We start from the raw sequence: 18,964 nt of genomic DNA on the forward strand, positions 1-18,964 counted from the left end.
CACCGCGTACGCAACCGGGGGCCCGGCGGGTGCCCTTGGGGTGGAGTTGTCCCGGTCGGCGCGGCGCCGGCAAGAGCTGTGACCCGCCCGTGCGGCGCGGCATGTGGAGGAACTGGCCCCAACGCGTGACCGTACCCGCACGGATGCGTCATCCGGGTCTATCAACTGACCGGGTGCAGACCCCGGTTGACTGGATGCCCGGCACGCTCCGTGGTTTGATCGCTCGCACCGCCGGGATCGCGCCAGGTGTCCTGAAAGGGATGGCGCACGCCTGCGGTCGCGGCCCACCATCTGTCCCCAGCGGGCCGCATCCCCTTGGACCTTGTGGACCATCCATGCGAAGGGCAGTTTCACCATGAACGCCGCTCACCAGATCCAGACCCTCGAGATCTCCGACGCCGAGCTCGACGCCGTCGCCGGTGGCCTGGCCCCCGAGGCCAGCCTCTCCGCCGACTCCACGACCCTGAGCAGCGCCGACGCGCTGTCCCAGCTCGGCGCCGTGCAGGGCGAGGTGCTGGGCGCCCTGGCCCAGCCCCACCAGATCGGCGTCAACCTCACCATCTGATCACCCCGATCGCCGTACCCAGCCCCCTGCCGGTGGAGAACTCCCGGGCGGGGGGCTCGGTCATGCGGCGCACAGGGCCATGTGCGCCGCCTGTTCGGGTGCTTGTGTGCACGTCAACGCTTCTCTCCCGCGGACCGACGGCATACCTGGTGGCGACCACACACCGACCGAAGGAGACGCTTATGCGTGCACCTGCCGTGCTGGCTGCCATCGCCCTTGCCGGAACCGTTCTGCTGGGTGGTGCGGCCCAGGCCCTCGCCGACGACAACGACGACATGGGCATGGGCAGCGTCATGGGCAACGCCGGAGCTGATTTCGGGAGCACCTCTCTGGCCAAGCCCGATGCCGGCAAGGACGCGTCCGGTCTCGGCCAGGGCCAGGGCGCGTCCGGTTTCGGCAAAGTCGGGTCCATCTTCGACCGGACCACCGGCTGACGGCTGGGCCGCGCCTGGCAATCCCTGCCCGGCACCGGGACGTTCTCGGTGCGGGGCGGGGATTTTGCGTGGGGGCAGGGGGGCAGGGGGCAGGGGGGTGTCGGGGGTTTCCCGTGGGGGAAGCGGGGTGGCGGGGTTTCCCGTGGGTGGCGGGCGGCGCGATCGCCTCGGCGGGGGCGATTTCCTCGGTGTGCCGGCGTGCTCGGCGTGCTTGGCGGCGTTCTCGGTGTCCTCGGTGTCTTCGGTGTTCTGTCCTCGGCGTGCTCGGGTGTCTCGGCGTGCTCGGGTGCTCGGCGTGCTCGGCTTTTTCGCGCCTCCTAGGCCTCCTCTTGCCTGCTGCGCCTCCTCGGCCTCCTCGCACATCCCTCGGCTCCTGGGCCTCCTGAGCCTCCTAGGCCTCCTCCGCCTCGTTCGCGGGATCCTGCGCCTCCTCGGCTTCCTCATGCCTCCTTCGCCTCGTGGGCCTCCTCGGCCTCCATAGGCTCCTCCGCATCCTCGGCGGCGTCCGGAGGCTCGGCGCCCCAGGCCCGCCCGATCCCCTCAGGCGGCCTGTTCGGACGCGCGCGGCCGTGCTTCCGTCGCAGGGGTCGCCGGGCTCTCCTCCGGCAGCCTTCGCATGAGCACGCCGTACCCCACCCCCGCGACCGTCCCCACCGCGGCGCACATGCCCCACAGCCACTGTGCGCCCAGCCGGTCGATGACGGCGCCGGACATCAGGGGTGCGACCAGCGCGGCGACGGACCAGGACAGCGTGTAGACGCCCTGGTAGCGGCCGCGTCCGTGGACCGGGGAGAGCCGGACGACGAGTCCGGTCTGGGTCGGGGCGTTGACGATCTCGGCGAGGGTCCAGACGCACACGGTGACCATGAAGACGCCGACCGAGCCGGCGAAGGCGGTGAGCCCGAAGCCGTAGCCTGCGAGCAGGGAGGAGACGACCAGCAGGGTGCGCGGGTCGCGGTGCTCGATGAACCGGGTGACCGGGATCTGCAGGGCGACGATCAGGACGCCGTTGACGGCGATGGCGACGCCGTAGTCGGCGGGCGAGAACCCGGCCCGGCCCATGGCCACCGGCAGTCCCACGGACCCCTGCTGGAAGACGAGGGCGACCAGGAAGGACAGCCCGACGACGGCCATGTACCGCCCGTCCCGCAGCACGGTGCCGAGGCTGACGGCGCCGTCCTTCTCCTTCACGTGTGCCGTCGGCCGGGACTCGGGCAGCTTGAGGAAGACGACGAGCGCGCAGGCCAGGGTCATCCCGGCCTCGATGAGGAAGCCGGCGCGATAGCTGAACTCGGCGATGAACCCGGCGGCCGTGGAGGAGACGGCGAAGCCGAGGTTGATGGCCCAGTAGTTGAGGGAGAACGCGCGGACGCGGTCCTCGGGGCGGACGATGTCGGCCATCATCGCCTGGACCGCCGGCCGGGAGGCGTTGGAGGCCATGCCGACGAGGAAGGCGACGGCGGCGATGGCGACGGGGTCCGTCACGAAGCCGAGCAGGGCGACGGAGGCGGCCGTGGCGGACTGGGCGAGGAGCAGGGTCGGCCGCCTGCCGAGCCGGTCGGCCATCACCCCGCCCCCGAGCGAGGAGACGACCCCGCCCAGCCCGTGCAGCGAGGCGACGAGACCGGCGTACGAGGCGGAGTAGCCGCGGTCGAGGGTGAGGTAGAGGGCCATGAAGGTGGCCACGAACGCGCCGAGCCGGTTGACGAGGGTGCTGGTCCACAGCCACCAGAACGCACGGGGCAGCCCGGAGACGCTCTCCCGGGCGGCACGTCGAAGACGGGCGGCGGACATGACAAGACCCCCAGAATGGCTCATGCGGTAAGCGGCTCATGCGGTAAGCACAACTTACATAGGAGGTCTGCCGGCAGCCACTCGATTAACAGATCCCGTCAACGGTCCACCCACCGGTCGGCCGGGGCGATGCCCCGAACGCGTGGATTACGCTCTGACGCATGGCCGACGCACCGTACAAGCTGATCCTCCTCCGCCACGGCGAGAGCGAGTGGAACGCGAAGAACCTGTTCACCGGCTGGGTGGACGTCAACCTCAACGAGAAGGGCGAGAAGGAGGCAGTCCGCGGTGGCGAGCTCCTGAAGGACGCCGACCTTCTCCCCGACGTGGTCCACACGTCCCTCCAGAAGCGCGCGATCCGCACGGCCCAGCTGGCCCTCGAGGCCGCGGACCGCCACTGGATCCCCGTCCACCGCAGCTGGCGCCTGAACGAGCGCCACTACGGCGCCCTCCAGGGCAAGGACAAGGCGGCCACGCTGGCCGAGTTCGGCGAGGAGCAGTTCATGCTCTGGCGCCGCTCCTACGACACCCCGCCGCCGCCGCTCGCGGACGACTCCGAGTTCTCCCAGTTCGACGACCCGCGCTACGCCACGCTCCCGCCGGAGCTGCGGCCGAAGACGGAGTGCCTGAAGGACGTCGTCCACCGGATGCTTCCGTACTGGTTCGACGCGATCGTCCCCGACCTCCTGACCGGCCGCACGGTCCTGGTCGCGGCCCACGGCAACTCGCTGCGCGCCCTGGTCAAGCACCTGGACGGCATCTCCGACGCCGACATCGCGGGCCTGAACATCCCGACGGGCATCCCGCTCGTCTACGAACTCGACGCCGACTTCAAGCCGGTCACCCCCGGCGGCACGTACCTCGACCCCGAGGCGGCCGCAGCGGCGATCGAGGCGGTCAAGAACCAGGGCAAGAAGAAGTAACACCCCACGGAACAAGGCCCCTACCCGCGTTCCAGCCGCTGGTAGGGGCCTACGTGCTGGGCTGCCGCTTGATCACCGGAGGCCCGTCCGCCACCTTCCCCCACGGCAAGGTGATCGTTCGGCGGAGCAGGCGGGGCCGTATCTGACGACGGCGGTCAGCGCGTAAGGGGCGGCGGTGTTCAGTCGGGCGGAGAGCGCGGCTGTTGATGCCACGGCGAATCCGGGGCGACGGATCTTGACGGCGGTGTGGCGCCGCCACGCCCCGGGCGCACGAACCCGCCGCGGTGAGCGGCAAGCGGTGGTGGGACGGAGCGTGGCGTGGTGGGGGACCGTCTTCGACTGCGACAGAGTTCGGCCCGAACGGAAGGAACCCCCGTGCCCGTCATCCGCGTTCCCCTGCGGCCGGCCGCGCCGCGGCTCATGGCCGTGACCGTCGTGGTCCTGCTCGGACTTGTCGGCTGGTACCTGTTCTCGGGCCGAGGCGCAGGGCTGCTGCCCCAGGACAGCTGGGGGCCGTGGCGAGAGAGGCAGGTGCACGACTGGTGGGTGCGGGTGCGGGTCAACTCCTGGAGCGACGCCGCCGAAGCGGTCGGGTACTACGGCAAGGCGGACGACTTCACACTGAAGGCCTACGGCACCTAGGCCACCGCCACGGCCGTGATGGGGGGCTTCCCCCGGTTCACCCTGGCACCCGACGGCGAGCTCACCGTCGTCACAGATCAGCAGTAGCTGCCACGATCACGCCCCCGGCCTGCGCTTACCGCGCGGGTCGGGGGCGTGGTCATGTGGGAGGTGCTGTGACGCCGGAGTGCTCAGCCGCCGGCCGGTGCCTCGGTGGCCGCGCCACCAGTGTCCGTGCCGCCGGTGTTGGCGCCACCGGTGTCCGTGCCACCGGTGTCCGCGCCGCCGGTGTTCGCGCCACCGGTGTCCGCGCCTGCGGTGTTGGCGCCGCCGGTCTCAGCCCCGCCGGTGTTCGCGCCTCCGGTCCCCGGTGCGGTGGGGGCTGCGGTGCCGCCGCCACCGGTTTCCGTCGCGGTGGGCGCCCCGGTTTCCGTGGTGCCGCCGGTCGGTGCGCCGGTGGTCGGTGCGCCGGTGGTCGGTGCGCCGGTGGTCGGCGTGGGGGAGCCCGTGGTGGGGCTCGGCGACGGCGACGTGGTGCCCGTCGTGGGCGACGCCGACGTCGGCTTCGGAGAGGTCGTGGTCGGTGCCGGTGACGTCGTGGTCGGCTGCGGCAGCGACGGTACGACGATGACCTGTGGGGGATTCTTCGGGGTGGGAACCTGCACCAGGATGATCACGATGACGTCGCGGCCGTTGTGGTGCTCGTGCCGCTTCTTGACCTGGTAGCAGATGATTTTCTTCGGATTCTTGTGTGTGCGGTAGCACTTGATGACCTTGGCGGTGGGCGTGAGTGAGGGTGCCTTCGACGTCGCACCGGCGTCCGTCGTCGAAATGCCCCAGGCGCCTGCCGCCAGGCAGGAAGAGGCCGTCACCGCGACACAGATTTTCCTGAGGTTGTTGTCCATTTTCCCAACCCTGGTTGCGTTTCACACGGGACGTACACGAGGATCGCTGCCGGCCCGCGCGAGCTCCAGAGGCAGAACAACCCAGGCGGTGTGGGCAGAACTACCCCTCTTCGACGGGCTCCGCGGCCGCCACCCCCCGCTGCAGCGCGAGCCGCGTGAGATCGGCGCGGCGGCGGTAACCCGTCTTGCTGTACAGCCGGTCCAGATGGGAATGCACGGTGTGCTCGCTGATATTCAATTCAGCGGCGATTTCCCGGTCCGTGGCGCCGTTCGCGACAAGCCGCAGAATCTGCTGCTCCCGGTCGGTGATCCGGGGTGAATTCTTCTGCACATCGAGGTCGCCGAAAAAGTTGGTGGAGAAATAGCTGCGGCCGGAGGCGACGGTACGCAGCGCGGCCAGCAGTTCCTTCTCGCCCGCCCACTGACTCACATGGCCCCGGGCCCCGGCCTCGATGAGCAGCACGAGGTCGGTCTGTGTCGCGTCTGCCGACAGCACGAGCACCCGGCGGCCCTTCTCGTGCAGCCGGGCCACCTGATCGCAGATCTCCCGGACGGAGACGCGCAGATTGAGCAGGACCACGTCCCCCTCGCCGACCTCGTGCGGCACCACCGCGTTGCCGCCCGCCCCGAGCAGCCGCCGCAGCTCCGGCGCACTGTCGACGACGTGGATCAGGCCGTGCAGAAGGAGCGGGCAGTCGGAGACGACCGCCACATTCGTCGGTTCTCGGCTCATCCGGCTTCCCCCTGGTCGGGGGCCGGCCACGGGCGGGCCCCGGCTGGGCGACCCGGCGGCAGGCCACGGTCGTCCCAGCATCCCGGGCCGGGCCCGTCCCCGCCCGCCGGACTGACCCAACCGGAGGCCTCCGGAGGTACCCAACCAGGGGCCTCCGGAGGAGAGAACCATGTGAGTTCCCCTGGGTGTGGGAACCCGGAGGGTGGAGCAATCGATCCGGGGGCCGGACGGATACCGGTGGATCATGTATGCAGACGGCGCGCCGCGTCGGGGGTGCTGATCATGGCGCCCGAGCGGTCGCAGAAGCCCGCCGACGGCGGTGTGCCGCCGGAGGTGACGGCACGGCTGCGGGTGAGTGAGACGCTGGCCGCCGCCGCGTGGCAGGCCGACGACCCGAAGGCCGTACCGGGCGCCCTGTGCGGGGCGTGCGCACGGCTGCTGCCGGTCAGCGGTTCGTCGGTGTCGATCTCCGGCGGGAGGGACGTACGCGTCCTGTGGTGCGCCAGCGACCGGGTCGCCGCCCGGCTCGCCGAGCTGCAGTACACCGTGGGGGACGGGCCCTGCCAGACCGCTCTCGACGAGGGCGCCCCCGTCGTCGCGGCCGACCTCGCCGCGGGACGCGACGCCCGCCGCTGGCCGATCTTCGCGCACGAGGCCGTGGCCCTAGGCGTGCGCGCGGTCTTCTCGCTGCCGCTCGGCGTCAGCGATGCCGCGATCGGCACCCTCGACCTGTACAGCGAACGTGCCGGCGGACTGACCCAGCAGGACATGCGGACCGCGCTGTGGGTGCGGGACGCGGTCACCCACGCGCTGATGAGCCTCCAGGCGGCGGTGGGCCGCGACACCGCCGAGGCGGACACGGAGGGCGAGCCGCCGTCCTGGGTGGGGGCCTCCGAGGCCGACCACACCGAGGTCCACCGGGCGGTCGGCATGGTGATGGTGCAGCTGGACGCGGACTCCGGGCAGGCCCTGGCCCGGCTGCGGGCCCATGCGTACGCCCATGGCCGCACGATCAGCCAGGTGGCCCGCGAGGTCCTGGCCCGCAGGCTCCACTTCCACACGGAGCCGGAGGGCGGACGACGGCGCGGAACGATGGGCTTACGTCCATGGGAAGGGCCGGCGTGAAGCGGGTTCACACCGGCCCTACGACACCGGCACTACGACAGTGGCGCTCGACGTCGTCCGCCTTTCAGCCGCACTGGCTCAGCCGCACTGGCAGGGGGCGCCCGACTGGCACCCGCAGCCGCAGCCCGAGCCGCAGCCGCACGCACCGATCAGAGGGAGGCTCCTGGTCTCGGCGGGCTGGTCGGTCTCACGCTGCTGCGTGGGGTCGGAGGTGGTGCTGGGGGATTCGGCCATGGGTCCCTCCTAGACGCTGGGGCAGGGGTGCCCTCGGCTATTTCATGCCCGCTTCCCTGGGCGCATCAACGGCGCACGGAGGCGCCCACGCGCCGCCGCGCGCCTGCCGCCCGGCCCCGCGCCCGGTCCCGCTCCGGGTCCCGGTCCCGCCTCCGCCCCGGCGCGGTCACGCGCCCTCGACCCCGGTCACCGGCTGGATGTCCTGCTGGAGTTCGTCCGCGTGCTCGCCCGTGACCAGGTACACGACGCGCTTGGCGACGGCCACGGCGTGGTCGGCGTACCGCTCGTAGTAGCGGCCGAGGAGGGTGACGTCCACCGCCGTCTCGATGCCGTGCTTCCAGCGCTCGTCGATCAGGTGCTGGAACAGGGTGCGGTGCAGCAGGTCCATCTCGTCGTCGTCCTGCTCCAGCTGCAGCGCGAGGTCGACGTCCTTGGTGATGATCACCTCGGCCGCCTTCGCCATCAGGCGCTGCGCGAGCTGGCCCATCTCCAGGATTGTGGCGTGCAGGTCGCGCGGCACCGCGCGCTCGGGGAAGCGCAGCCGGGCCAGCTTCGCCACGTGCTGGGCGAGGTCGCCGGACCGCTCCAGGTCGGCGGACATGCGCAGCGAGGTGACGACGATCCGCAGGTCCGTCGCCACCGGCTGCTGCCGGGCGAGCAGGGCTATGGCCCGCGCCTCCAGGTCGTGCTGGAGCTCGTCGACCTTCTGGTCGGCCTCGATCACGCTCTCGGCCAGCTTCAGGTCGGCGTCCAGCATGGCGGTCGTGGCGCGCCCGATCGCCGACCCGACCAGCCGGGCCATCTCCACCAGACCGTCGCCGATCGAGTCAAGTTCCTCGTGGTACGCGTCCCGCATCAGGGTTCCCTCTCATAGGTGTGCTTGGTCCCCACGCTCCCACGTTCTGCTCCGCACGCGTCCGTTTCCGCCACCCCAAATGAACCAATCCTGGCCCCAAGGTGAACTCTGGGCGACGAGTGTCCGAGGTCCCACGAGGACGGCTGTGGTCATGTCGTTGGGCCTGCTTAACCTGGAGGCATGGACGTGAACGCGGCGGTCGCCGCAGCGGCAGCGATCGCCGGAGTGCTCACCGGCGTCATCGCCATGCTGGCGTTCCGTTGGAGCGAACGCGACCAGAAGCGACCGACCAGGACTTCTTTGCACACCGATCCCGTACTCCCGCCCGGCGTGGACACCGTACTGTCCGTGCTCCGCTCCTCGGCCGTCGTCCTCGACGAGGGCGACACCGTGGTCAAGGCCAGCTCCGCCGCCTACGCCCTCGGGCTGGTCCGCGGCGGCAAGCTCGCCGTGGAACCCATGCTGCAGATGGCCAGGGACACCAGACGCGACGGCGAGATACGCCAGGTCGAGCTGGACCTGCCCCGGCGCGGCACCGGACGCGGCGAGGCCCTCGCCGTCTCCGCGCGCGTGGCCCCGCTCGGCTCCCGCCTCGTCCTGCTGCTGGTCGAGGACCTGACCGAGGCCAGGAGGATCGAGGCCGTACGGCGCGACTTCGTGGCGAACGTCAGCCATGAGCTGAAGACGCCCGTCGGCGCGCTCTCCCTCCTCTCCGAGGCGGTCATGGACGCCTCCGACGACCCCGAGGCCGTGCAGCGCTTCGCGGGCCGGATGCAGATCGAGGCGACCCGGCTGACCAACCTGGTCCAGGAGCTGATCGACCTCTCCCGGGTGCAGAACGACGACCCGCTGGAGGACGCCGAGCCCGTCCGCGTGGACGAGCTGGTCGCCGAGGCCATGGACCGCTGCCGCCACCAGGCCGGCAGCAAGCAGATCACCATCGCCGCCGGTGGCACGGCCGACCTGCACGTCTGGGGCAACCGGGGCCAGCTGGCCGCCGCCCTCGGCAACCTGGTCGAGAACGCCGTGAACTACTCCCCGGCCCGCACCCGCGTCGGCGTAGCCGCACGCCGGGTGAGCGCACCCGGCGGCGACATGATCGAGCTCGCCGTGACGGACCAGGGCATCGGCATCTCCGACAAGGACAAGGAGCGCATCTTCGAGCGCTTCTACCGCGTCGACCCGGCCCGCTCCCGGGCCACCGGAGGCACCGGTCTGGGGCTCGCGATCGTCAAGCACGTGGTCGCCTCGCACGGCGGGGAGGTCACGGTCTGGAGCGCCGAAGGCCAGGGCTCCACGTTCACCCTCAGGCTGCCGGAGGCGGGCGCGGCCCGCGACCGCGCGCAACAGCACCCCGACCTCGACGAAGACGACGAGGACGGCGGCGCCCCCGACTCATCCCCGTACGCACCGCTTCCCGCCCCGGAGGTCCTTCCGTGACCCGAGTGCTCGTCGTCGAGGACGAGGAGTCCTTCTCCGACGCCCTGTCGTACATGCTCCGCAAGGAGGGCTTCGAGGTGGCCGTGGCGGCCACCGGCCCCGACGGACTCGACGAGTTCGAGCGCAACGGCGCCGACCTCGTCCTCCTCGACCTGATGCTGCCGGGGCTGCCCGGCACGGAGGTGTGCCGCCAGCTGCGCGGCCGCTCCAACGTCCCCGTGATCATGGTGACGGCCAAGGACAGTGAGATCGACAAGGTCGTCGGCCTGGAGATAGGAGCCGACGACTACGTCACCAAGCCCTTCTCCTCCCGTGAGCTGGTCGCCCGCATCCGCGCGGTGCTCCGCCGCCGCGGCGAGCCGGAGGAGGTCACCCCGGCCGCGCTGGAGGCGGGCCCGGTCCGCATGGACGTCGACCGCCACGTGGTCACCGTCTCCGGCTCCAAGGTCGACCTCCCCCTGAAGGAGTTCGACCTGCTGGAGATGCTCCTGCGCAACGCCGGCCGCGTCCTGACCCGCATGCAGCTCATCGACCGCGTCTGGGGCGCCGACTACGTGGGCGACACCAAGACCCTCGACGTCCACGTCAAGCGCCTCCGCGCCAAGATCGAACCGGACCCGGGCGCGCCGCGGTACCTGGTGACGGTGCGGGGGCTGGGCTACAAGTTCGAGCCGTAAGCCGTAAGCCGTAAGCCGTAGCCGTGGCCGTACTCGCCGGCGGTACCGGCCGCATCGGCTGTACGACGCCGCACCGGCCGTACGACGGAGGGCGGCACCCCGCGCTGGGGTGCCGCCCTCCGTCGTACGGCTGCTCAGTGGCGGCTCACTGGCCGGCGACCGACTGGGAGGCGGAGTCGCTGGGGGTCGCGCCCGTGCCCGTGCCCGTGGTCGCGGTGGTGCTCACGGTCGCCGACGGGGTGGCCTTGCCCTTGCCGTGCTTGCCCGGCTTGGCGCTGCCGGAGGCGGTGGTGCCCGGGGCCGGGGAGGCCGTCGCCGGGCCGGACGGGATCTGGGACGGGCCCCACTTGTCGAAGTAGCTGGTGGCCGGCACCACGAAGGCGCGCAGGCTCACGTCACCGGTCTTGCTGAAGGTGAAGGTGATCTTCTGGGCGTTGCCGTCCTGGACGGACTGACGGCCGCTCGGGATCTCGGCGGAGGCGTTGCCCTGGCCGCCGAGGATCAGCGAGCCGTGCGCCGGGACGGTGAGGCTGCCGCCCTTGGCCGGGGTCAGCTTCACGCTCTCGGTGCTGCCCGGAATGGTGATCGACTGCAGGGTCTCGTCCGTGATGCCCGCGTTGAACAGGGTCGCGGAGATCACGGCCGGGCCCGTCGACTTCACGTCGGGCTGGGTGATGACCGTGGCGTTCTGGACCTTGATGTTGCCGACCGTGGTCGCGGCGTTGTCCGGCTTGACCTCCAGGGTCTGCGAACCGTTGCCGGCACCGCATGCGGCGAGCGAGGCGATCGAGAAGACGATGGCGGAGGCGGCGAGGGCGCCGCGTCGAAGGCTGCTGCTCACGGCGGCGGCAACTCCTTGAACGCGCGGGCGGCTCCCCTTATAAAGCCACCCTAAGTGTCTGTCAGCGGGCTTAGGTTACCGAGCCGTTCCTGGGCCACCGCACCCGACCCTCCCCAAGCGTCCGGCTTCCCACCGGCTGGGGGTACCGCGAACCCCTTCGTCACTCCAGTCACAGGTGACTCTCCGGTCACTTTGCCGGGCGCTCGTCCGCCATTCACATAACCGCTCGCAAAATTTCCGTGAAGGAATGCGCACCCCCTCGATATTGATCACGCGCAGCCCCTCCCGACGGCCGTTGATCAATTCCGGATTCGGCCCGGACCGGTCTCGGGTCACCGAACGGAGTAGCGGAAGTCGTACGCTTGGAAGCGGACAAAACGGGACGTTCGTCCACTTGGAGAGGGCTCCCGGAGTGTGTAACGTACGCGTTTCACCCCGCCCGAAGAACCCCTCCGACCTGCGAATTCCCGCTTCCGCAGGCCCCTCGCAGCACGTTCCCGTCGCAGTTGTCAAGCCCCGAGATATGCCCTGACCTGCGAAAACGCCATTCAGAAGACGCCGTATCCGTGTTACCCTGGATAGCCACGGAAGGGGTACCTGTCACATGACGTTCAAGGTTGGCGACACCGTGGTCTATCCCCATCACGGGGCCGCGCTGATCGAGGCCATCGAAACTCGCCAGATCAAAGGCGTGGACAAGACCTACTTGGTGCTGAAGGTCGCCCAGGGTGACCTGACGGTACGTGTGCCAGCGGACAATGCTGAGTTCGTGGGCGTGCGTGATGTGGTCGGTCAGGACGGGCTGGACCGGGTCTTCGAGGTGCTGCGCGCGCCGTATGCCGAGGAGCCCACGAACTGGTCCCGTCGTTACAAGGCAAACCTGGAGAAGCTCGCCTCCGGCGATGTCATCAAGGTCGCGGAAGTCGTGCGTGACCTGTGGCGTCGCGAGCGCGAGCGAGGGCTCTCCGCCGGTGAGAAGCGCATGCTCGCCAAGGCCCGCCAGATCCTGGTGAGCGAGCTGGCTCTCGCGGAGAACACGAACGAGGACAAGGCCGAGGCCCTGCTCGACGAGGTGCTCGCCTCCTGACGCGCCACGGTGGCGAACCCTCGCTTCCGACACGCTCAGCACGTTCAGCACAGTGAAATGCCGCGGTGCCCGATGACGCAGACCACGTCGCCGGGCGCTGCGGCATGTTCATTCCCGCTGCGGCACGCTCTTCCTGCTGCGGTACGTCCCGCGGGCGGGTGTTCGGCGTTCGGCGGGGAAGCCGGTGGCCCGGCCCCCCGATACTTGACGTGCCGGGCCCGGGCGGATGGCTCGACCAGGGTCACGGAAAGGGTCCGGTCAAGGCGTCGCGCCCGGCACTCCTCCAGGCCATACCCACCTAGGTCGAGCACACAAACCTGACAGGAACCGATGTCTGACGAATCGCGCCCTTCGCCCGCGCAGACCCCCACCGAGCCCCGCGTTGCCGCCGTGATTCCGGCCGCCGGCCGGGGCGTGCGCCTCGGTCCGGGCGCCCCCAAGGCGCTCCGCGCGCTCAACGGCACGCCCATGCTCATCCACGCGCTCCGCGCGCTCGCCGCGTCCCGCCATGTCTCCCTGGTGATCGTCGTGGCCCCGCCGGACGGCGCCGCCGAGGTCAAGTCCCTGCTCGACGCGCACGCCCTGCCCGACCGCACCGACTTCCTGGTCGTCCCCGGCGGTGACAGCCGACAGGAATCGGTCAGGCTCGGCCTCGCCGCGCTTCCCCCCGAGTACGGCATCGTCCTGGTCCACGACGCGGCCCGCCCGCTCGTCCCCGTCGACACGGTCGACGCCGTCATCGAGGCCGTACGCGCGGGCGCACCCGCCGTCGTCCCCGCGCTCCCGCTCGCCGACACCGTCAAGGAGGTCGAGCCCGCGGCTGCGCCCGGCGACCCGGAGCCGGTCGTCGCCACCCCGGAACGCGCCCGCCTCCGCGCCGTCCAGACACCCCAGGGCTTCGACCGGGCCACCCTGATCCGCGCCCACGAGAGCGTCACCGACAACGTCACGGACGACGCGAGCATGGTCGAACAGCTCGGTCTGCCCGTCGTGACCGTCCCCGGGCACGAGGAGGCCTTCAAGGTCACCCGCCCCCTCGACCTGGTCCTCGCCGAGGCGGTCCTGGCCCGCAGGAGGCTCAACGATGGCTTCTGAGGCCCCCCTGCTCCCGCAGGTCGGCATCGGCACCGACATCCACGCCTTCGAGGAGGGCCGCGAGCTGTGGTGCGCGGGCCTGAAGTGGGAGGGCGAGGGGCCCGGCCTGGCCGGGCACTCCGACGCGGACGTGGTCGCCCATGCCGCCTGCAACGCCCTCTTCTCCGCGGCCTGCCTCGGTGACCTGGGACAGCACTTCGGCACCGGCCGCCCCGAGTGGTCCGGCGCCTCCGGCGTGGCCCTCCTCACCGAGGCCGCCCGGATCGTCCGCGAGGCCGGCTTCACCATCGGCAACATCGCCGTCCAGGTGGTCGGCCCCCGCCCGAAGATCGGCAAGCGCCGGGACGAGGCCCAGAAGGTCCTCTCCGAGGCGGCCGGCGCACCCGTCTCCGTCTCCGGCGCCACGACCGACGGCCTCGGCTTCCCGGGCCGCGAGGAGGGCCTGATGGCGGTGGCGACGGCACTGGTAGTCCGTACGGGCTGAGGCCGCCGCCCTCGCGCTCGTGGTGCGGGTGAGCGGAGAGCGTGCGAGGGTACCCGGAGAGTCACTGCCGACTTGAGGAGGTACCCATGCCCGCCACCCTGCCCGACCGGCTCAAGTCCCTGCTCGACGGTCCCGTCTTCATCGTGGTCGGCACGGTCCAGCCGGACGGCCGCCCGCAGCTGTCCCCGGTGTGGGTCAAGCGGGACGGTGACCAGATCCTGTTCTCCACGACCGTCGACCGCCGCAAGAAGAAGAACCTCGACCGCGACCCCCGGGTGAGCGTCGTCGTCCAGGACCCCGAGATGCCGTACACCTACGCCGAGATCCGCGGCACCGCGCAACTCGACACCCAGGGCGCCAAGGAACTCATCGACGAACTCTCCCTGAAGTACACCGGCAAGAAGTACGCCGAGTTCAACCCGGCCTCGGCCAAGGACGCCGACCGTGTGATCGTGAGGATCACGCCGGAGAAGGTGGTGGGGATGTTCTAGGGCGTGTGCGGTGTGTTGGTGGGGCGGTGGTGGATCACCCCGGAGAAGGTGGTGGGCATGTTCTGAGCCATGCGGCACTGGGCACCACCCCGCGCCCACTACTCTGGAGTGGTGACTATTCGCCTGTACGACACCAGTGCCCGGCAGATCCGTGACTTCACCCCGCTCAAGCCGGGCTGCGTCTCGATCTACCTGTGTGGCGCCACCGTGCAGGCGGCACCGCACATCGGGCACATCCGGTCGGGGCTCAACTTCGACATCATGCGCCGCTGGTTCACCTACCGCGGGTATGAGGTGACGTTCGTCAGGAACGTCACGGACATCGACGACAAGATCATCGCCAAGGCCCATGAGCAGGGCCGGCCGTGGTGGTCGATCGGGTACGAGAACGAGCGCGCCTTCAACGAGGGTTACACCGCCCTGGGCTGCCTGCCGCCGACCTACGAGCCCCGCGCCACCGGCCACATCACCGAGATGGTCGAGATGATGCAGCGCCTCATCGACCGCGGGCACGCCTACGCGGCCGACGGCAACGTCTACTTCGACGTGCGGTCCTTCCCGCAGTACCTGCAGCTGTCGAGGCAGGAGCTGGACAACCTGCTGCAGCCGTCCGGCGAGGGCGAGACCGGCAAGCGGGACGCGCGGGACTTCGCGATGTGGAAGGCGGCGAAGCCGGGTGAGCCGACCTGGCCGACGCCGTGGGGCGAGGGCCGTCCCGGCTGGCACCTGGAGTGCTCGGCGATGGCGCACAAGTACCTGGGCAGCGCCTTCGACATCCACGGCGGCGGCCTGGACCTGATCTTCCCGCACCACGAGAACGAGATCGCCCAGGCCAAGGCCTACGGCGACGACTTCGCCCGGTACTGGGTGCACAACGCCTGGGTGACCATGGCCGGCGACAAGATGTCCAAGTCGCTGGGCAACAGCGTGCTCGTGTCCGAGATGGTCAGGCAGTGGCGGCCCATCGTGCTGCGCTACTACCTGGGCACCCCGCACTACCGGTCGATGATCGAGTACAGCGAGGAGTCGCTGCGCGAGGCCGAGTCGGCGTTCGCGCGGATCGAGGGCTTCGTGCAGCGGGTGACCGAGCTGGCCGGGAAGAGTGTGGAGCCGGCCGCCGAGGTCCCGCCCGCCTTCGCCGAGGCGATGGACGACGACCTGGGCGTTCCGCAGGCCCTGGCCGTGGTGCACACCACCGTCCGGCAGGGCAACAGCGCGCTGGCCGCCGACGACAAGGATGCCGCCGTGGCCCGGCTCGCCGAGGTGCGGGCCATGCTCGGCGTGCTGGGCCTGGACCCGCTCGACGAGCAGTGGGCGGGGGAGTCCGACAAGGGCGAGGACCTGCACGGCGTGGTCGACAGCCTGGTCCGGCTCGTCCTGGACCAGCGCGAGTCCGCCCGCGCCCGCAAGGACTGGGCCACCGCCGACGCCATCCGCGACCAGCTGAACCAGTCGGGCCTGGTCATCGAGGACAGCCCGCAGGGCCCCCGCTGGACCCTCGGGTCCCGGTAGCCCCGACCCTTGATCGATTGTGCCGCCCGGCCCCCCGGGCGGCACACTGCATAGACGTACGCACACTTTTCCCGCAGAGAACCCCGCAGGGAACGCAGAGAACAGGTAGGTCATGGCCGCGAACAACCGCCGCATGTCCGGCAAGAAGGGCGCGCAGGTCGGCAGCGGCGGGCAGCGGCGCCGGGGCCTGGAGGGCAAGGGCCCGACCCCGCCCGCCGAGATGCGCAAGGGCCACGCCAAGCAGCGCGCCGCCGCGGCCAAGGCCCGCCGCGCCCAGGGCCGCCCGCAGCAGCGCCGGGGCGGCGGCAGGTCCTCCTCCGAGCTGGTCGTGGGCCGCAACCCGGTGGTCGAGGCGCTCCGCGAGGGCGTCCCCGCCTCCACCCTCTACGTCCAGCAGTTCATCGACAACGACGAGCGCGTCCGCGAGGCCCTCCAGCTCGCCGCCGAGCGCGGCGGCATCAACCTGATGGAGGCCCCGCGCCCCGAGCTGGACCGGATGACGAACGGCCTCAACCACCAGGGCCTCGTCCTGCAGGTCCCGCCGTACGAGTACGCGCACCCCGAGGACCTCGCCGAAGCCGCCTACGACGAGTCCGAGGACCCGCTGATCGTCGCCCTCGACGGCGTCACCGACCCGCGCAACCTCGGTGCCGTCGTCCGCTCCGTCTCCGCCTTCGGCGGCCACGGCGTCGTCGTGCCCGAGCGCCGCTCGGCCGGCATGACCGCCGGCGCCTGGAAGACCTCCGCCGGCACGGCCGCCCGCACCCCGGTCGCCCGCGCCACCAACCTCACCCGCACCCTCGAGGCCTACAAGAAGGCCGGCATCACGGTCGTGGGCCTGGCGGCGGACGGCGAGGTCGAACTGGGTGAGCTCGAGGCCCTGGACGGGCCGGTCGTCATCGTCGTCGGCAGCGAGGGCAAGGGCCTGTCCCGCCTGGTCGGCGAGACCTGCGACTTCCGCGTCCGCATCCCCATGCCCGGCGGCGCGGAGTCCCTCAACGCCGGTGTGGCGGCGGGCATCGTCCTGTACGAGGCGGCGCGCCGGCGCGGCTGACGTGATGGCGCGCCGACCGGACCGACCGACGTACGGCGCGCCGACCGGACCGACCGACGTACGGCGCGCAGACGGAACCGACCGACGTACGGCGCGCAGATGGGACCGACCGACGTACGGCGCGCCGACGGGACCGACCGACGTACGGCGCGGCGACGGGATCGACCGACGTACGGCGCGGCGACGGGATCGACGTGACGGCGCGCCGACGGGATTGAACACCCGTCCGGAATTTCACCCTTGCGAGGTATTTCTGGCGCCCATATGGCGTTCGACGCCGCTTTGACGGGGTCCGGACACATCCGCCCGCTCAAAGCAGTGTCCTAACACCACGTCGCTCGGTTAGATGAGTGTGGACACCAGAACACCCCGCACACCCACGGGGGGACGCTCGTCGGGATTCCAGCCCGGGCCCGACGACGCTCCCGCGCTGAGCATGGTGAAGGTGCCGAGCGATCCGGCGCAGGTCATCGTCAATCACGCCAGCTTCCGCGTGCAGCTGGGCGCATCGGCGAAGCGCACCCAATCGCCGCGGATCGCCCGGCATCTGAGCGCCGCCCAGGACACCGCCCGGATGCCCGCCATGGGCACCGCCGGCCGGCCGGGCGCCGCCGCCGGCCGCCGCCGCCCCGTCGTGTGGAGCGGCAAGTCCGCCCCCGACGACACCGGCGCCCACCGGCTCCTCCAGGCCGTGCGGGGCAGCAGCGTCCGCCACGCCGACGAGCCCGAGCCCGGCGCCACCCAGGTCATCCCACGCGTCGGGACCGACTACGCCGACGCCTACGACGAGCTGGACCAGACGGTCGAGACCCCGGTCGTGGGCCACCAGCGCACGGCCCCCGACGCCGCCGACGGCACCCGCCTGCTGCCGCACATGCGCACGGTCGGCGGCGCCTACGACGAACCCCCCTACCCCGCCCCCGGCTTCGAGCCGTACGACGGCCACGAGAGCCACGACGGGCCTTACGACGACTACGCCGACTACGCCGACCCCTCCGACCCCGACGCCCCGCGTTCCGCCCGGCGGGGCGGCGACGACCCGGCCCGGCACGCCTACTACCCCGGCCGCCGGATGAACCTCGGCGTCGTCCTCCTCCCGCTGCGCATCTTCCTCGGCTTCATCTCCATCTACGCCGGCATGGGCAAGCTGTGCGACCCGCTCTACTTCGACGGCGGCAAGCGCGGCTCCATGGTCAAGTGGCTCAACACCCTGCACCCCTGGGAAGTCGCCGAGCCGCTGCGCCAGTTCGCCCTGCACCACCCCGTCGGCTCCGGACTGGTCATCGCCTTCCTCCAGGTGGTCGTCGGCGTCCTGACCGTCCTCGGCTGCTGGCAGCGCGTCGCCGCGGTCCTGGGCGCCCTGCTGTCCGCCGCCCTGATCGTCACTGTCAGCTGGAAGACGGTCCCCGCCTACGACGCCCCCGACATCATCTACCTGGCCGCCTGGTCCCCGCTGATCATCGCCGGCGCCCCCGTCTACTCGGTGGACGGCCGCCTCGCCGCGGGCGCCTGGCGCCGCCTCGGCCCCCGCGCCGACCTCTGGGACCTGCGCCGCTACGTCCTGCGCCGCGGCGCCCTGATCACGGCCGTCACCGCCGGCGTCACCCTGCTCGTCGGCTCCCTGCTCGGCGGCGCCGTACGCGACTCCAGCCGCGTCGTCGTCCCCGGCCCGGGCGAGGCCCCCCGCAACAACCTCCCCGGCTCCCCGCTCCCGCAGGGACCCGGCAAGCGGCACCAGAAGACCCCGGCGGCGTCCAGCTCGCCCACGGGCGGCGCCACGGCCGGCGTGAGCCCCTCCGCGGCGGCCCCGACCCGTACCGTCGGCGGTACGACCACGACCCCCAGCCAGACCCAGGGCACCCTGGGCCAGACCCCGCCCCGCCAGTCCTCCCCGACCGGCGGCGCCCCGAGCACGACGGCGGGCCCGACCAGCACCGGCGGCACCTCCACCGGCGGCTCCTCCTCGGGCGGCACCAGCAGCTCCGGCGGCTCCTCGTCCTCGGGCCAGGGCCTGGTGGGCGGCCTGCTCGGATAACCGCCGTACGACCGGCAGAGGGCCCCGTACCGGGAGGTACGGGGCCCTTTCACCATGC

General features: G+C 71.4%; 20 protein-coding genes. 14 read left to right on the plus strand and 6 right to left on the minus strand.

The window, feature by feature from the left end; genetic code table 11:
• Positions 1 to 355: 355 nt before the first annotated feature.
• Together ABB07_RS20920 and ABB07_RS20925 are read left to right on the plus strand one after the other, a co-directional pair.
• Positions 356 to 565, plus strand: coding sequence for a hypothetical protein (locus tag ABB07_RS20920; protein WP_208900130.1), 210 nt, complete (start codon positions 356 to 358; stop codon positions 563 to 565).
• Positions 566 to 747: 182 nt separating this feature from the next.
• Positions 748 to 999, plus strand: coding sequence for a hypothetical protein (locus ABB07_RS20925; protein ID WP_208900131.1), 252 nt, complete (start codon positions 748 to 750; stop codon positions 997 to 999).
• A gap of 540 nt (positions 1,000 to 1,539) precedes the next feature.
• On the opposite strand, the gene ABB07_RS20930 is transcribed toward ABB07_RS20925, so the two are convergent.
• Positions 1,540 to 2,793, minus strand: a complete 1,254-nt coding sequence (locus ABB07_RS20930; RefSeq protein WP_208900132.1) for an MDR family MFS transporter — start codon at positions 2,791 to 2,793, stop codon at positions 1,540 to 1,542.
• A gap of 161 nt (positions 2,794 to 2,954) precedes the next feature.
• Between ABB07_RS20930 and ABB07_RS20935 the strand changes: the two genes are divergently transcribed.
• Together ABB07_RS20935 and ABB07_RS20940 are read left to right on the plus strand one after the other, a co-directional pair.
• A complete protein-coding gene (locus ABB07_RS20935) occupies positions 2,955 to 3,716 on the plus strand; it encodes a phosphoglyceromutase (RefSeq protein ID WP_208900133.1) in 762 nt (253 codons plus the stop codon).
• A gap of 375 nt (positions 3,717 to 4,091) precedes the next feature.
• Entirely contained in the window at positions 4,092 to 4,358 is a 267-nt protein-coding gene (locus tag ABB07_RS20940) for a hypothetical protein (protein ID WP_208900134.1), read from the plus strand.
• Positions 4,359 to 4,528: 170 nt separating this feature from the next.
• Here ABB07_RS20940 and ABB07_RS20945 read toward each other — a convergent pair whose 3' ends face one another.
• On the minus strand, positions 4,529 to 5,242 hold the full coding sequence (locus tag ABB07_RS20945) for a hypothetical protein (RefSeq protein ID WP_208900135.1): 714 nt from the start codon (positions 5,240 to 5,242) through the stop codon (positions 4,529 to 4,531).
• A 100-nt stretch (positions 5,243 to 5,342) separates the two neighbouring features.
• The gene (locus ABB07_RS20950) at positions 5,343 to 5,954 is read right to left on the minus strand and encodes a response regulator transcription factor (RefSeq protein WP_208900136.1); all 612 of its coding nucleotides are present in this window, start codon (positions 5,952 to 5,954) and stop codon (positions 5,343 to 5,345) included.
• A 303-nt stretch (positions 5,955 to 6,257) separates the two neighbouring features.
• Here ABB07_RS20950 and ABB07_RS20955 point away from each other — a divergent pair, with 303 nt between their 5' ends.
• Entirely contained in the window at positions 6,258 to 7,100 is an 843-nt protein-coding gene (locus ABB07_RS20955; protein ID WP_208900137.1) for a GAF and ANTAR domain-containing protein, read from the plus strand.
• A gap of 78 nt (positions 7,101 to 7,178) precedes the next feature.
• Here the strand turns inward: ABB07_RS20955 and ABB07_RS20960 are convergent, their stop codons facing one another.
• The gene (locus ABB07_RS20960) at positions 7,179 to 7,334 is read right to left on the minus strand and encodes a hypothetical protein (protein ID WP_208900138.1); all 156 of its coding nucleotides are present in this window, start codon (positions 7,332 to 7,334) and stop codon (positions 7,179 to 7,181) included.
• A 166-nt stretch (positions 7,335 to 7,500) separates the two neighbouring features.
• Positions 7,501 to 8,190, minus strand: a complete 690-nt coding sequence (phoU, locus tag ABB07_RS20965; RefSeq protein WP_071380802.1) for a phosphate signaling complex protein PhoU — start codon at positions 8,188 to 8,190, stop codon at positions 7,501 to 7,503.
• A gap of 180 nt (positions 8,191 to 8,370) precedes the next feature.
• Between phoU and phoR the strand changes: the two genes are divergently transcribed.
• Both phoR and phoP read left to right on the plus strand, forming a co-directional pair.
• Positions 8,371 to 9,630, plus strand: coding sequence for a two-component system sensor histidine kinase PhoR (gene phoR, locus ABB07_RS20970; protein ID WP_208900139.1), 1,260 nt, complete (start codon positions 8,371 to 8,373; stop codon positions 9,628 to 9,630).
• Between the two features lie 5 nt (positions 9,631 to 9,635).
• Positions 9,636 to 10,307 (plus strand): two-component system response regulator PhoP, encoded by a 672-nt coding sequence (phoP, locus tag ABB07_RS20975; protein ID WP_018568744.1) that lies wholly within the window; start codon positions 9,636 to 9,638, stop codon positions 10,305 to 10,307.
• A gap of 145 nt (positions 10,308 to 10,452) precedes the next feature.
• On the opposite strand, the gene ABB07_RS20980 is transcribed toward phoP, so the two are convergent.
• A complete protein-coding gene (locus ABB07_RS20980) occupies positions 10,453 to 11,148 on the minus strand; it encodes a copper chaperone PCu(A)C domain-containing protein (RefSeq protein ID WP_208900140.1) in 696 nt (231 codons plus the stop codon).
• 604 nt (positions 11,149 to 11,752) lie between these two features.
• On the opposite strand from ABB07_RS20980, the gene ABB07_RS20985 reads away from it, so the two are divergent.
• The 7 genes from ABB07_RS20985 to ABB07_RS21015 all read left to right on the plus strand — a co-directional run bounded on the left by ABB07_RS20985 (position 11,753) and on the right by ABB07_RS21015 (position 18,906).
• A complete protein-coding gene (locus ABB07_RS20985; RefSeq protein ID WP_003953493.1) occupies positions 11,753 to 12,235 on the plus strand; it encodes a CarD family transcriptional regulator in 483 nt (160 codons plus the stop codon).
• A 330-nt stretch (positions 12,236 to 12,565) separates the two neighbouring features.
• Positions 12,566 to 13,330: a 2-C-methyl-D-erythritol 4-phosphate cytidylyltransferase gene (gene ispD / locus ABB07_RS20990; protein WP_055706925.1), complete on the plus strand. Its 765-nt coding sequence runs from the start codon at positions 12,566 to 12,568 to the stop codon at positions 13,328 to 13,330.
• Positions 13,320 to 13,814 (plus strand): 2-C-methyl-D-erythritol 2,4-cyclodiphosphate synthase, encoded by a 495-nt coding sequence (gene ispF, locus ABB07_RS20995; protein ID WP_208900141.1) that lies wholly within the window; start codon positions 13,320 to 13,322, stop codon positions 13,812 to 13,814. The genes ispD and ispF overlap by 11 nt, the downstream gene beginning before the upstream one ends.
• Positions 13,815 to 13,900: 86 nt before the next feature.
• On the plus strand, positions 13,901 to 14,305 hold the full coding sequence (locus ABB07_RS21000) for a PPOX class F420-dependent oxidoreductase (RefSeq protein ID WP_208900142.1): 405 nt from the start codon (positions 13,901 to 13,903) through the stop codon (positions 14,303 to 14,305).
• A gap of 111 nt (positions 14,306 to 14,416) precedes the next feature.
• The gene (cysS, locus tag ABB07_RS21005; RefSeq protein WP_208900143.1) at positions 14,417 to 15,817 is read left to right on the plus strand and encodes a cysteine--tRNA ligase; all 1,401 of its coding nucleotides are present in this window, start codon (positions 14,417 to 14,419) and stop codon (positions 15,815 to 15,817) included.
• A 112-nt stretch (positions 15,818 to 15,929) separates the two neighbouring features.
• Entirely contained in the window at positions 15,930 to 16,871 is a 942-nt protein-coding gene (gene rlmB / locus ABB07_RS21010) for a 23S rRNA (guanosine(2251)-2'-O)-methyltransferase RlmB (RefSeq protein ID WP_208900144.1), read from the plus strand.
• 346 nt (positions 16,872 to 17,217) lie between these two features.
• The gene (locus ABB07_RS21015; protein ID WP_208900145.1) at positions 17,218 to 18,906 is read left to right on the plus strand and encodes a DoxX family membrane protein; all 1,689 of its coding nucleotides are present in this window, start codon (positions 17,218 to 17,220) and stop codon (positions 18,904 to 18,906) included.
• The last annotated feature ends 58 nt before the right edge of the window (positions 18,907 to 18,964 follow it).

Source organism: Streptomyces incarnatus, assembly GCF_001027185.1.
GTDB lineage: Bacteria > Actinomycetota > Actinomycetes > Streptomycetales > Streptomycetaceae > Streptomyces > Streptomyces puniciscabiei.

Excerpts from the sequence above, each read along its gene's own strand:
- ABB07_RS20920 (WP_208900130.1), top strand. The coding sequence starts at position 356 with ATGAACGCCGCTCACCAGATCCAGACCCTCGAGATCTCCGACGCCGAG.
- ABB07_RS20925 (WP_208900131.1), top strand. The coding sequence starts at position 748 with ATGCGTGCACCTGCCGTGCTGGCTGCCATCGCCCTTGCCGGAACCGTT.
- ABB07_RS20930 (WP_208900132.1), bottom strand. The coding sequence starts at position 2,793 with ATGTCCGCCGCCCGTCTTCGACGTGCCGCCCGGGAGAGCGTCTCCGGG.
- ABB07_RS20935 (WP_208900133.1), top strand. The coding sequence starts at position 2,955 with ATGGCCGACGCACCGTACAAGCTGATCCTCCTCCGCCACGGCGAGAGC.
- ABB07_RS20945 (WP_208900135.1), bottom strand. The coding sequence starts at position 5,242 with ATGGACAACAACCTCAGGAAAATCTGTGTCGCGGTGACGGCCTCTTCC.
- ABB07_RS20955 (WP_208900137.1), top strand. The coding sequence starts at position 6,258 with ATGGCGCCCGAGCGGTCGCAGAAGCCCGCCGACGGCGGTGTGCCGCCG.
- ABB07_RS20960 (WP_208900138.1), bottom strand. The coding sequence starts at position 7,334 with ATGGCCGAATCCCCCAGCACCACCTCCGACCCCACGCAGCAGCGTGAG.
- phoU (WP_071380802.1), bottom strand. The coding sequence starts at position 8,190 with ATGCGGGACGCGTACCACGAGGAACTTGACTCGATCGGCGACGGTCTG.
- phoR (WP_208900139.1), top strand. The coding sequence starts at position 8,371 with ATGGACGTGAACGCGGCGGTCGCCGCAGCGGCAGCGATCGCCGGAGTG.
- ABB07_RS20985 (WP_003953493.1), top strand. The coding sequence starts at position 11,753 with ATGACGTTCAAGGTTGGCGACACCGTGGTCTATCCCCATCACGGGGCC.
- ispD (WP_055706925.1), top strand. The coding sequence starts at position 12,566 with ATGTCTGACGAATCGCGCCCTTCGCCCGCGCAGACCCCCACCGAGCCC.
- ispF (WP_208900141.1), top strand. The coding sequence starts at position 13,320 with ATGGCTTCTGAGGCCCCCCTGCTCCCGCAGGTCGGCATCGGCACCGAC.
- ABB07_RS21000 (WP_208900142.1), top strand. The coding sequence starts at position 13,901 with ATGCCCGCCACCCTGCCCGACCGGCTCAAGTCCCTGCTCGACGGTCCC.
- rlmB (WP_208900144.1), top strand. The coding sequence starts at position 15,930 with ATGGCCGCGAACAACCGCCGCATGTCCGGCAAGAAGGGCGCGCAGGTC.
- ABB07_RS21015 (WP_208900145.1), top strand. The coding sequence starts at position 17,218 with ATGAGTGTGGACACCAGAACACCCCGCACACCCACGGGGGGACGCTCG.